Genomic DNA, 11,963 nt, shown 5'->3' on the forward strand with positions numbered 1-11,963 from the left:
CATAGTGTGAGGTAATGTGCTGCGTGTCGAACGTTCTCGCGGGCGGGTAGCGGCGTGCGATCGCTTGCTGTCCCGCGCAACGGCGAACAGGGCATTGGGTTGCTGTAACGACGCGAGATCGAGGGCATGCCGGCTCTCGGGTGGATACAAGGTGTTCTGGTATGCGTCCAGATCGGCAATGAGGGCGATCACTTCAGGCTGATCGGGTGACTCGAAAGCGATAGTCATGGCCAAGAGGTGGCATCAAGGACCGGTTGAGAGGAGAGCATTACGGGATGGAGCTGGGATATGGCCTGAATGCTTCAGATTCGTCCGAATATGAGCCTGTATAAAAACAGCATCGGGCGGAAGGAAACCGGACGAGCGTCCGGGTCCAGGCCAAGACGGACGTGATAGATCACGAACGCGGGGACTTCGCGCCAGCTCGAATAGAGATCCATCACGCGAAAGGCGTGCGGCCAGGCGCCACAGACCTGTGATGCCCCCGTCCGTTCGAATGCGTAGCGGGCGCGAGCCAGGTGGTAGTACTGCGTGACCAGCAGGACGCGCGAGAGGTCGTTCGCTCGCATGTAGGCGACAGCGTTGCGAGCCGTAGCCAGCGTGTTGTCGCCTGCACGATCGACGACGATGCGATCGTCCGGCACGCCTTGTGTCAGCAGGTACTCGCGCATGGCGGCGGCCTCGTCAAGCCCCGGGCCGTCGATACTGCCGCTGACAAGGACCGTGGGACATCCGCCGGATCGGTAGCATTGAGAAGCAACGTCGAGGCGAGCGCGGAGGATTGGCTTGGGTGTACCGTTCTCGGCAAGTGCATTGCCGAAGACTACGGCGAGGTCAGCCTGGCCTGTCGGCATCGTCAAGCCGCGGATGCAAAGACAGATCGCAGCAGTCGTCCATGCGAGTGCGACGAGGATGCCGATGGTCAGCAAACGACGGCGGCCGGTAACGCTAGCAGTGATCAGTTGTCGTACGGGCATCACTGACTGCTATTCGACGGCATTGCAGCGGCATGTCCTGCTGACGGCAAACCCGGCGGCGGACCGCTGTCAGGAAGACCGAACACCGGCATCGAATTCGGGCAGCGGAAAGTACTCAGCACATCACCTGTAAGCGGATTGGCGACGCTTCCGGCGCTCGCAATATCGAGCACGGCCTTGCGTCCATCCAAGTCGAAGGCAACACGCGTGCGGCCGGGCGTGGCGGTCTGGATGACTTGCCCTTTACGCAACAGACGCATCAGTGCCCACGGACCATCCGTCGCGATCGTCGACGTGTCGACATGGATACGCGGATTCGCGGTCAGCTCCGCATGCACACCGCCGCGCGGGCCTGGCCAGTTCACCGGAAACGGAGCGACGGGGCCATGCTGGTACTGCATGCTCTGACCATCGATGTCGATCGCAAGCGTCGTCACAGTCGGATCGAGTTCGGGCACGCGGATATCGGCTTTCCACTGGAGCTGCTTGCCCTGATCGCCGAAGAACACATCGCGGATCTGCTTCGCGTGCTGGAACGGTTCGAGGTCCGGTCCCTGGACCGGCTCGGTTGCACCGGGCAGCGTCTTGTAGCGCCACGGTTTGGCGGATGTATCGACGAACGGCGCGAGATTCTTCGTGAAGAAATCGTCGATCACGCCGCCTTGCGCAAACACGCGCGTGAAGTCGTCGATGCTCACGTCCCGCGTACTATCTGCTGCGAAGGGATAGTTGCCCTCGACGGTCAAGCGGCACGTATCGCTGACCACGGCCTGCATCTGGCGCGACAGCAACTGGCCAATGCCCTGATTGACCTCGTGCGAGCCTTGCACCGAAAGTCCGAGCAGCACCTCACGGAAGGGCGCGGGCATCGTGTTGGCCGCCATTTTCAGCTTCGCCGCGGCGTCGCTCGCAGGCGGCATGCTGTTGTTCGCGATTGCGTTGTCGGCAACAGTCAGCGCCGTGTAGTAGTCGTTGAGCAGACTCGTCACGCCATCGAGTCCGGTCTTGCCGGCCTGCGCGTTCGCGGGCTGGTTCGCTGTCGATGTGTCGCCGTTGCCTGTCACCATCTCGCGCAGCGCGGCGAAATGGCCGTCGACCAGTTCCCGCTCGATACGTTCTTCCGCGCGGATGCCCAGCGCCTTGTCCGCCTTCTGGCTGAGCTGGTCCGTGGTCTTCTGCAGGAGCGAGCCATCGCTGGTCGCCAACGATTGCGTGAGCGTCGTTTCATGCACGGCCGCGCGTGCGACGCGAGCGAGAGGCGAATCGGGTGCTGCGAACTGGCGCAGCACCTGCAGGTTGAAAGCGAGGCTCGTGCCCGCGACGGTGCGGATGTCGCCGAGGAACGCATCCCACTGCTGCGCATATTCCGTGAGATAGAGCCGGCGGATCGCTTCCGTCAGTGGATCGTCCGCGCCCGTCACCGTGCTCACGATGTCAGCCGTTTTTTTTTGAGCCGAATCGGACAAACTGCCCAGATACGAACGTCCCATCACCCACGCATCGTCGTCACGTGCTGCCTGGACGAACTCGGGCAGGCGCTTGTCGAACAGATTGCGATAACCGTCGAACGTGAAGAGACCCGGCACGCCACGCGAAAGCGGGGCGCCGCTCGCCCGCGTGAACACCGTGCCCGCCTGCGGGCCAACCGCGCGCAACAGCGTGAACTCGTCGGGCGCTTCCTTCTGCATGTCCGCTTTGGCACGGTCGTAAAGGCGCTGCGTCGCATTGCTGGCATCGAGAAAGGCCCGAGCCTGCTGGATCAGCGCATCGTTACGGATCAGCGGCGACTGCACGACACGCTCGCCCGAAAACAGCTGCTCGACGTGTTCGATCATCGACGCGCGGCCGCCGAAAATCGATGCGCTGTCATTCTTCGCCCAGTCGTCGAGCACCCATGCCTTGATGTCGGTTGCGTTGAACTTCGCCTTGTCGTGAAGCATCAGGTAGACGCGTAACGCGTCGTAGGTGCCCTTCGCATCCTTGTTCGCCATCGACTGCGCAATGACGTCCTCCAGTCGATGGACGATCGACGGCAGCAGCAGGTTGTCTTCGAGCGCGCGATACGTTTCGCGGCTCGCATCGACCACGCCCGGCGCGCTGTACAGACCGTACCGGAAAGCGCTGTCGGGGTCGGACAGATCGAGGCCCCGCCAGGTCGGCAGATAGCGTGCCTCGCTGAGCGTATCAGGCACGGCCTCCGGCTTCGGATCACGATAGAGCTGCGCGACCTTCGCGGCAAGCGCCTGCGTCTTGCGCGCGATGGCGTCCAGATAGTCACTGTTGTTGCCGAAACTCATACGCAAGCCGATCGCGAGCCATACGAACAGCAGCAGGGCGAGCGCATGACCGAGCAGACGCAGCAGGCGAAAGCGATATTCCCAGCGCAGGTTCGGACGCACCAGATGCGCTTCGGGAAACACCACCCGGGTAAACAGGTCATGCAGGAAATAGCCCTGGTGGCTGTCCGATTCGCTGGCGGCGTGGGCCACCGAACGCTTCAGGCCGGTCGCCAGACGCTGGACGATCGTACGTGGTTCCGCCGTGACCTTCTCGCCGTGCTGCAAGGCGCTCGTGAAGTAGACGCCCCGCAATGCCATCCGGGACTGGGTATCGTCGTAACGCGAGTCGAGCACGAGTTGCGCAAGCAATTCGGCCAGCGGCGCGGTGAGCGCCGCAAATGCTTCGGGCAGGACGGCGAGCCGCCGGCGCCGGTCGACGTCGTACTCGTCTTCCAGTCGTGTGTTCACGCCACTGGCGAGTCGCGTCGCGAGCTGTGTGAGTTCATTGTCGAAGCGGGTGGCGAGATCGCCTTGCGCGGCCTGACCGTTGACGGGCAGCGTAAAGCCCCACATCTGCGCGCGATGTTCCTCGGTCAGCGAACCGAAGTAATCCGCGAAGCCGGGCAGACGGTCCATCTGCGTGATCAGCAGATAGACCGGGAAGCGGATGCCAAGCACGTTGCGCAGGTCCGCGAGCCGATCGCGCAGCGCATCGGCTTCGGCGGCGCGTACGGCAGGATCGGGCGCGGTGAGAACGTCGACGTTGATTGCCAGCACGGCACCATTGATCGGCGCACGCGGACGGTGGCGGCGCAGCAGACCAAGGAAACCGCGCCATTCGTCTTCATCGACGCGTCGGCGCCAGTCTGCCTCATTGCCCGGGGAAGTGCCTGAACTGCCCGACGCGCGTTCTTGCGCACGATCTGTTGCCTTCCCTTCGCCGTCATGTCTGTCAACAGCCGCGGCCAGCGGTTGCATCGACGCGCCATGGCGGGTGTAGTACCCGGCGGTGTCGATCAATACCGCATCGTTGGTCAGCCACCAGTCGACGTTCCGCGTGCCGAGCGAAGTTTCTGCTGGCCGCGGTGCAGATCCACCGACAGGAAACGCGAGTCCCGCGTTCAGCAGGGCGCTCGTTTTGCCGGAAGCCGCTGAACCGAGTGCGATATACCACGGCAGTTCGTACAGATAGCGGGTGCCCTGGAACAGTCGACCGATGCCGCGCGCGCCGGTGCGCATGGACTTCAGGCGCGCGAGCACAGCGTTGAAGCGGGTCTCGATGTCCTTCAGTCTGCCTGCGGCCGGGGATGCTTCCTTCCTGCTACCGAATGCGAGTGCCTTCTTGAGGAAGTCCTCGTCATCGCGCATTCGCAGAAAAAGCCAGTACAGGCCGAATACTGCGAAGACCGCGATGATCGATGCAATGCCGATGACACGTCCCGCGACAGACGCCAGCGGCTCGACATGCCCGAAACTGAGCAGCGGCCCGGCATACCAGACGAGCAGGCACAGCAGTGCAACGAAGACGGCGACGGTCGACCGGCCGTTGAGCCAGAGCAGCACGCCAACGAGCAGCAGCGCGATTGCGAGCACGCGCATGCCTGCGCTCGCGAGCGGCTTCAGCCCGCCGAATGCGACAAACGGTCCGAGAAACCAGATCACCAGTCCGAGGACCACCAGCGCGAGGAACGCGAGGAACCAGCGCGATACCAGAAACGACAACTTCTTCATGCTTGAATTCCGATGGGGGTAGGGTCAGGGCGTGACCGTGATCTCGACACGGCGGTTCTGCGCGCGGCCCTGCGGCGTGGCGTTATCGCCGATGGGGTCGTCCTCTCCCTTGCCGATAGCCTCGAGCCGGGCGGCCGGCACGCCTGCCGTCTGCAGCATCTGCATGACCTGGGTGGCGCGTTCTTCGGAGAGCGCATCGTTCGATTCGAACTGGCGGCTTTTGATCGGCACGTTGTCGGTGTAGCCAGTGACCGTGACCTTGCCCGGCACCTTCACCACTTCGTTAGCGATCTTCGCAACCAGCGGCCCGATCGATGCTTTCACGTTGACGCCGCCAGGCGCGAACATCGAGTCGCCGCGGAAGGTCACCGAGCTATGACGCGCATCCTCGTCGACACTCACCGTGCCGGCCGCGATCTCGTTCTTCAGCAGCTCTTTCAGGTGCGGCAACCGCGGTGCAGGCGGCGGCGTCAGATGGCCGATGTCGGCGATCTGCTTTTCCACGGCCGCGCCATGGTTGAGCAACTGGTACTTGAACCAGCCGAACAGACCGAGCACGATCAGCCCCAGCACGACGAACGTGATCCAGACGGGGAAATCGTAGAAAGACATGCGCCGTCCGCGTGCATCGGACTGCACGTGCGGAGAGAGCGCGATCGGCACCACACCGCGCTGCGTCTGGATCTCGTTGTAGAGGCGCTGGCGCACGGCGTCGTGCTTGCGGGCACCGTCCGCTTCATGCCGGTAACGGCCCATGAAGCCAAGGCTCAGAATCCGGTAGATCACTTCGAGCAGGTCGAGGTGTTCGTGCGGCTCGTTCATCAGCCGGCCGATCAGCAGATAGACCTTGTCGCCGCCCTGACGGTCCTCCTGGAACTCGGTGGCGAGGCCCTTACGCATCCACTCGACGCCGGTTTCGCGCTTGCCCCAGGTCGTTTGCGTGGCGGCGTCATCGAGCGCCGTGCACAGGCAGTAGCGCGCGCCGATCATGTGGTCGCGCCGGATATTGGCCTGCTCGCACACCCGCTGGAATACACGCACTTCCTGCTTGAGCAACAGGTGCAGCTGATCGACAGCCTGCAGGTCAAGCTCGCGGGGCATGTCCGCGAGTGCGCGCAGCAACGGGCGCGCTGCCTCCAGTAACGGGTTCTTTGCCTCTTCGATGGCGTGAAGACGGATTGCCTGTGGTTCGCCCGGCGGAATGCCCGCGAGCAGCGTGAGCGGCGGCTCTGCCGGGTTCGGACCTGGTGTAAGGTCACCCGATGGTCTTTGCATGCCAGCGTGCCCGGCGCGATCGTCGGGCACGAAGGCGGTGCCGAATGAGGGCAGTCCTCGATCTGGATTCACTGTGTTCCCCTGATGTCATGACGAGCGGGCGCTTCCGATGAGAGAAGAGCGCCCGCTTTCTTTCATGCGCGCGCTCTATCCGCGCACGCCCCACAGTTCCAGCTTGAGCCCCGGGAAATCGCCCGCCACGTGCAGCGCAATGCCGCCGTACTGGGCAACCGCTTCCCACAACGGTCCCGTACGCGAGACTTCGTAGTAGACGTATCCGGCGTTGAACGGAATCTGCCGCGGCGGCACGGGCAGCGCCTGCAGCGCGATGCCCGGCAGGTGCGAGCGCACCAGATCGGGCAGGCGCTCGGACGGTCCCACTTTCGCCTGCGTCGCGAACTGCTGGACCAGGGTGTCGGGCGGCATCTGGGCCGACACCGCGAGGACCAGCGAATTGAAACTGCGCATCTCGGCGGGATCGACCACCGCGTTGCGCATGCCGTATCCCGCCTCGGCGAACGGAATGCTTTGCGCGCTGCGTATCAGCACGGCATTGAGCAGCCAGTGCGTGTCGTCGACGAGCGGCTTCAGGCACAGATGCGGTTCGATGTGCTGGTACGGCGGATGGGAGTCGAGCGGCCGGCGCGTTTCGAGACGCACATAGGTGGAGAGTTCGCCAGCCATGCCGAGCAGCAGCGCGTAGACATCGGCGGGCGACGTCGTCGGAACGCGCCGCAGATGTTGCAGCAGCGGCTCGTAGCGATTGAGCGTTTGCAGCAGCAGATAATCCGACACCTCGGCAACCGTGCCGGCCTGGCCGTCGCTGCCCGTCAGCCGTCTGGCCAGCGCATCGGCGCGCAGCCGCGTGAGATCGTGGACCTTCGCCAGCCAGCTGGAGAGCAGTGTGCTCGCGCCGTATCCGGCAACGGGCGGAACCAGGGTGTCGTCGAGTTCAATGCTGCCGTCTGCGCGCAGCGTCTTGACTCGCGTGAGCGGCAGTCCAATCCACGCATCCGTCAGCTCTTTCTGCGGCAACAGCCGCAGACGCAGATTCGACAGTTGCACGGTCTTCGGACCCTGGCCGATCGAGTTCGTATCGCGCAGGTCGGTGTCGAAGACGGAATGACGCGCGAGCGAATGGGGAGACTCGTCGAACGTGGTCTCTTCAGCGTTGGGCACGCGGATCGGCACAGCCAGATGGATGACCTGGTCCAGATGCTCGGAGCGGATCGTCAGCGGCGCGGGCGGCGGGGTGTTGCCCGGTGCGTCGAATGGCGTGCCATCGGCGAACACGCCGCTGGCGGATTTGACGATCACCTTGCCGAGCGCGAGCGCTTCGGCGTCGATCGCGTAGTGGGAGAACCCGAAGAAAAAGGGCGAGAGGGGCGCTGCGCGCTTGTGCGCGAAATGTTCGAGATAGCGCTCCTGCTGCTGGAACAGTTGCGGGCGCAGAAAAAGCCCTTCGCTCCAGGTGACCTTGTTATACCAGCTCATGCGTGTGGTCCATTACTTGTTCTGTTGTGCGTCGGTGATGCGGATCGCACTGGTGTCGAGGTTGATCGTCAGTTTCAGTTTGGGCGCGAAACGGTACCAACCGGCCGGCGGTGCGGGCGGCAGCGTCCAGGTTGCCCGCCATACGGAATTCGGCAGGTCGCGATAGGCCGCGATTACGCCCAGTGTCGTGGTGGCCTGATCGGCGTTGCGCCTGATAGCCCTGTTTTCGCCGGGACGAAGCTGGAACTGGTCGCGCGCGACAAGGTCATCCGCGATCACGGTCTTGTCCTTGTCCTGCAGCGAGAAGAAATCGGCAGCATTGAACGCGTCGGCGTTCTTCAGCTCATAGATGCGCACGATGATGGGTGCCGCGCGCTTCTGATCATCGGGGTTGACGCTGGATGAAGCCGTCACCGTCAGGTCGAGTTTGACGGGTTCATGGACAGCCTTGGGGTCGCTGCTCGCGCATGCGGAGAGTCCGAGCACGCAGACAAGTGCAACGACATGAGTGAACGGGCGCATCGGCATTGAGGCGAAATTGGAGCATTGAAAGGGGGCGGGCGGCGTATGCGCCGCCCGCCCCCACTGGACAAGGAGGCTTACGCTTCCTTGTTGAGCTTGATGTCGTAGCCCGCGGTCACGGCGCCGCCGCTACCGCCCTGGGCGTTCTGGACGACATATTCCTGCTTGACCTTGGCAAACGACAGACGGACGTTTTCACGAATGCCGTTGTCGGCATTGCTGCCGGAAGGATGAACCTGCGTGACGATCACGTCGTTCATCGTGATCTTCAGATACTCGAGCGGATTGCCGCCGGCCTTGCGCACCGTCAGCACGGCCTGATCGATGTGCTTCCCGGTCAGGCAGTACTTCATCAGGTTCGGGCTTGCACGGTCGAGCAGATGTTCAAAGGCCAGATCTTCGACCGTCGCCTTGCCGGCGCCGCCACCGGAACCGGCATGCATGCTCGACTGCTGCTGGATCTGCCATCCCCAGCTTTGCACTTCGATTTCATTCTTGTGTGCCGCGTCCTGCGATTCCCCGTCGATGCCGTTGATCTTGAGGAAAATATCCTGTGCCATCTAAAACTCCTTGAGTGAAAAAACGTACTGCGCTGTATTGCGGACACGGTTGCCGCATCAGTGATGCTCTATTAGTGACTGATACGTCAGTCGTTACGACCGATGCGCTGACGTTTGCTCGGCGATATGCTCCAACGCACGCAGACACGGCGCGCGTTGCGGCAGACGCTCTGATTCGGGCGTTCGCCTGACGGCGGGGATAGCGCGGTTCAGATAGTCCTTGACCTCGCGCGGGGTGGGTTCGATGAACGGAACGCCGCATACGACGGATGCGCCCGTCACCGGACCGTCATCGAGAACAGCGAGCACTGCCTTCGGATTCTTAGGAAGGGCCTTGGCAAGCGCAACGCTCAGACCTGTCGAGTCGCCCGCGTCGGTGCCCGTCGCCAGATCGCGGGAGATGCGCACCCAAGCCGTATTTCCCGATGCAATCTTGTCCAGCACTGCATCGAAACTCCCTTTGCGACTCAGTGATTGCACGGTCGCGCGGGCGCCCTTCGTCTGAATGTCTCGCGAAATCACCGAAGGTGTCAGTGTTTGCGCGAAAGCGGGAGCGGCGATAGCGAGGAGCACAACTGCGTAGCCGAGATATCGCTTCATTGAACGATCAGTTCCCTGTCGGTGCTTTGATTGATCTGCTCCCGCACATTGCGACGCAGGATGATGCAACCGTGCGATGCCGTATGCGTGAGGTTGTCGCCGTGAATCAGGAACGCGCTGCGACCGAACGTGTGCGTGTTGGCGTTCGGTGCAAGATCCATCGAAACGGGCCCGGTATGAACGGAGTGCCGCGCACTTCGGATCTGGTAAGTGCCGCGAGGGATCGGACCGACGTTCGGCTGGCTTTCCATCGTCGAATTATTTCGACCTTGTCCAGCTCCGGAATAGCCATCGGTTGCCGCTATCTGTCCATCGGGCGCGGTGAGCGTTCCCGTTCTCTGGTTGTACGTCCAGGGCATTGCATCTCCTTCATGATGGAGGATCTGTCGACGCGTCGACAGATCCAGATACGTAGCGCCAGCAGTTGAATCCGGTCAGGCCGCTTCCTTTACCGACGGCAGTTGCGCAACGAGTCGCAGCGACACAGTGAGACCTTCAAGCTGGAAATGCGGGCGCAGGAAGAACTTCGCCTGGTAGTAGCCCGGATTCCCGTCGACATCCTCGACGACGACTTCAGCGGCCGCCAGCGGGCGACGTGCCTTCGTCTCCTGCGACGAGTTAGCGGGGTCCGCGTCGACGTAGTTCATGATCCATTCGTTGAGCCAGCGCTGCATGTCTTCACGCTCGCGGAACGTGCCGATCTTGTCGCGCACGATGCACTTCAGGTAATGCGCAAAGCGCGAGCATGCAAACAGATACGGCAGACGTGCGGAGAGGTTCGCGTTCGCCGTCGCATCCGGGTCGTAGTACTCGGCCGGTTTCTGCAGCGATTGCGCGCCGATGAACGTCGCGTGGTCGGTGTTCTTGCGGTGGATCAGCGGAATGAAACCGTTCTTCGACAGTTCAGCTTCGCGACGATCGGAAATCGCGATCTCGGTCGGGCACTTCATGTCGATGCCGCCGTCGTCGGTCGGGAACGTGTGGCACGGCAGGTTTTCAACGGTACCGCCCGACTCGACGCCGCGAATCAGCGAGCACCAGCCATACAGCTTGAACGAGCGGTTGATGTTCACGCCCATCGCGTACGCCGCATTGGCCCATGCGTAGTTGCGATGATCCGGGCCCTGCGTGTCTTCTTCGAAGTCGAACTCGTCAACAGGATTCGTTTGTGCGCCATAGGGCAGACGCGACAGGAAACGCGGCATCGCCAGACCGATGTAGCGCGCGTCTTCGGTGGCGCGCAGCGAATTCCACGGCGCATATTCGAGGTTCTGCGCGAAAATCTTGGAGAGGTCGCGCGGGTTCGCGAGTTCCTGCCACGACTCCATCTGCAGCACCGAGGGCGATGCGCCCGAGATAAACGGCGTATGCGCAGCGGCCGAGATCTTCGCGATCGAGCCGAGCAGATCCACATCGGGAGGCGTGTGGTCGAAGTAGTAATCCGCGACGAGACAGCCGTACGGTTCGCCGCCGAGCTGGCCGTATTCCTCTTCGTAGATCTGCTTGAAGAGCGGGCTCTGGTCCCATGCAAGACCCTTGTAGCGCTTCATCGTGCGACGCAGTTCTTCCTTCGATACGTCCATGAAGCGGATTTTCAGGCGCTCGTCGGTTTCGGTGTTCGACACGAGGTGATGCAGACCGCGCCACGCCGATTCCAGCTTCTGGAAATCGTTGTGATGCAGGATCAGGTTGATCTGCTCGGAGAGCTTGTGATCGATCTGCGCGATGATCGCTTCGATGCTCTTGTACGCGTCGTCGCTGATCGTGATGGACTGCTGCAGCGCCTGCTCGGCGAGCGTCTGGACCGCGAACTCGACGGCCTCGCGGGCTTCATCGGTCTTCGGGCGGAATTCCTGCTCGAGCAGTTGCGCGAAATCGCCCTGCGCATGCTTCGCAGCGCTGGCTGCCTGTACCTGCTGTGTTGCCATGGTGTTCCTCTATCTTCCTTGATTCGGTTCTGTTGGGATGCCGTTTAGGAATCGGCCGTCCTTAGTTCAACGTCGTCGTTTCGTCGGCGGCTTTCGGCTTCGGCGAAGCCGCGAGCGACTTCAGCAGGGCAGGATCGGCCAGCAGCCTGTTGACCAGCGCTTCAGCGCCCGACTTGCCGTCCATGTAGGTCTGCAGGTTGGCGAGTTGCGTGCGGGCCTGCAGCAGCTGATGGAGCGAATCGACCTTGCTTGCTACGGCGGCCGGCGAGAAGTCTTCGATGCTTTCGAAGGTCATGTCGACCATCAGCTGGCCTTCGCCCGTCAGCGTGTTCGGCACGGCGAACGCGACGCGAGGCTTGATCGCCTTCATGCGCTCATCGAAGTTGTCGATATCGATATCGAGGAAGCGGCGGTCGGCGACGGCGGGCAGCGGTTCAACGGGCTTGCCGGACAGATCGGCCAGCACGCCCATCACGAACGGCAGTTCCACCTTCTTTTCGGAACCGTAGATCTCGACGTCGTACTCGATCTGGACGCGCGGGGCACGGTTGCGCGCGATGAACTTCTGCGAACTGTTTGAAACGGACATGCATGGAC

The 11,963-nt window shown here is 62.5% G+C and carries 10 protein-coding genes and 1 pseudogene; all 11 read right to left on the minus strand.

What is annotated here, in order from left to right; all coding sequences use genetic code 11:
* Positions 1–66: 66 nt before the first annotated feature.
* Positions 67–228, minus strand: a pseudogene (locus tag QEN71_RS34505) (GNAT family N-acetyltransferase); the annotation flags it as partial.
* 74 nt (positions 229–302) lie between these two features.
* A complete protein-coding gene (locus QEN71_RS34510; protein WP_201647783.1) occupies positions 303–977 on the minus strand; it encodes a YdcF family protein in 675 nt (224 codons plus the stop codon).
* Positions 977–4,987, minus strand: coding sequence for a type VI secretion system membrane subunit TssM (gene tssM, locus QEN71_RS34515; RefSeq protein WP_201647787.1), 4,011 nt, complete (start codon positions 4,985–4,987; stop codon positions 977–979). The genes QEN71_RS34510 and tssM overlap by 1 nt, the downstream gene beginning before the upstream one ends.
* Positions 4,988–5,011: 24 nt before the next feature.
* The gene (tssL, locus tag QEN71_RS34520) at positions 5,012–6,262 is read right to left on the minus strand and encodes a type VI secretion system protein TssL, long form (protein WP_201647795.1); all 1,251 of its coding nucleotides are present in this window, start codon (positions 6,260–6,262) and stop codon (positions 5,012–5,014) included.
* A 147-nt stretch (positions 6,263–6,409) separates the two neighbouring features.
* Positions 6,410–7,756 (minus strand): type VI secretion system baseplate subunit TssK, encoded by a 1,347-nt coding sequence (gene tssK / locus QEN71_RS34525; RefSeq protein ID WP_201647803.1) that lies wholly within the window; start codon positions 7,754–7,756, stop codon positions 6,410–6,412.
* A gap of 12 nt (positions 7,757–7,768) precedes the next feature.
* The gene (gene tssJ, locus QEN71_RS34530; protein ID WP_201647811.1) at positions 7,769–8,278 is read right to left on the minus strand and encodes a type VI secretion system lipoprotein TssJ; all 510 of its coding nucleotides are present in this window, start codon (positions 8,276–8,278) and stop codon (positions 7,769–7,771) included.
* A gap of 77 nt (positions 8,279–8,355) precedes the next feature.
* Entirely contained in the window at positions 8,356–8,838 is a 483-nt protein-coding gene (locus QEN71_RS34535; RefSeq protein WP_201647813.1) for an Hcp family type VI secretion system effector, read from the minus strand.
* Positions 8,839–8,931: 93 nt separating this feature from the next.
* Positions 8,932–9,438 (minus strand): hypothetical protein, encoded by a 507-nt coding sequence (locus QEN71_RS34540; protein ID WP_201647815.1) that lies wholly within the window; start codon positions 9,436–9,438, stop codon positions 8,932–8,934.
* Positions 9,435–9,797 carry a tlde1 domain-containing protein gene (locus QEN71_RS34545; RefSeq protein WP_201647817.1) on the minus strand — a complete coding sequence of 121 codons (363 nt, stop codon included), beginning with the start codon at positions 9,795–9,797 and terminating at the stop codon, positions 9,435–9,437. The genes QEN71_RS34540 and QEN71_RS34545 overlap by 4 nt, the downstream gene beginning before the upstream one ends.
* A 75-nt stretch (positions 9,798–9,872) precedes the next feature.
* On the minus strand, positions 9,873–11,366 hold the full coding sequence (gene tssC, locus QEN71_RS34550) for a type VI secretion system contractile sheath large subunit (protein ID WP_201647825.1): 1,494 nt from the start codon (positions 11,364–11,366) through the stop codon (positions 9,873–9,875).
* A 61-nt stretch (positions 11,367–11,427) separates the two neighbouring features.
* Complete coding sequence (gene tssB / locus QEN71_RS34555) at positions 11,428–11,955, minus strand: type VI secretion system contractile sheath small subunit (protein ID WP_201647834.1); 528 nt, start codon at positions 11,953–11,955, stop codon at positions 11,428–11,430.
* Positions 11,956–11,963 lie beyond the last annotated feature (8 nt).

It is taken from the genome of Paraburkholderia sabiae, assembly GCF_030412785.1.
GTDB lineage: Bacteria > Pseudomonadota > Gammaproteobacteria > Burkholderiales > Burkholderiaceae > Paraburkholderia > Paraburkholderia sabiae.

Bases quoted from the DNA above. Each gene is read 5' to 3' on its own strand.
- QEN71_RS34510 (WP_201647783.1), bottom strand. From the start codon at position 977: ATGCCCGTACGACAACTGATCACTGCTAGCGTTACCGGCCGCCGTCGT.
- tssM (WP_201647787.1), bottom strand. From the start codon at position 4,987: ATGAAGAAGTTGTCGTTTCTGGTATCGCGCTGGTTCCTCGCGTTCCTC.
- tssL (WP_201647795.1), bottom strand. From the start codon at position 6,262: ATGCAAAGACCATCGGGTGACCTTACACCAGGTCCGAACCCGGCAGAG.
- tssK (WP_201647803.1), bottom strand. From the start codon at position 7,756: ATGAGCTGGTATAACAAGGTCACCTGGAGCGAAGGGCTTTTTCTGCGC.
- tssJ (WP_201647811.1), bottom strand. From the start codon at position 8,278: ATGCGCCCGTTCACTCATGTCGTTGCACTTGTCTGCGTGCTCGGACTC.
- QEN71_RS34535 (WP_201647813.1), bottom strand. From the start codon at position 8,838: ATGGCACAGGATATTTTCCTCAAGATCAACGGCATCGACGGGGAATCG.
- QEN71_RS34540 (WP_201647815.1), bottom strand. From the start codon at position 9,438: ATGAAGCGATATCTCGGCTACGCAGTTGTGCTCCTCGCTATCGCCGCT.
- QEN71_RS34545 (WP_201647817.1), bottom strand. From the start codon at position 9,797: ATGCCCTGGACGTACAACCAGAGAACGGGAACGCTCACCGCGCCCGAT.
- tssC (WP_201647825.1), bottom strand. From the start codon at position 11,366: ATGGCAACACAGCAGGTACAGGCAGCCAGCGCTGCGAAGCATGCGCAG.
- tssB (WP_201647834.1), bottom strand. From the start codon at position 11,955: ATGTCCGTTTCAAACAGTTCGCAGAAGTTCATCGCGCGCAACCGTGCC.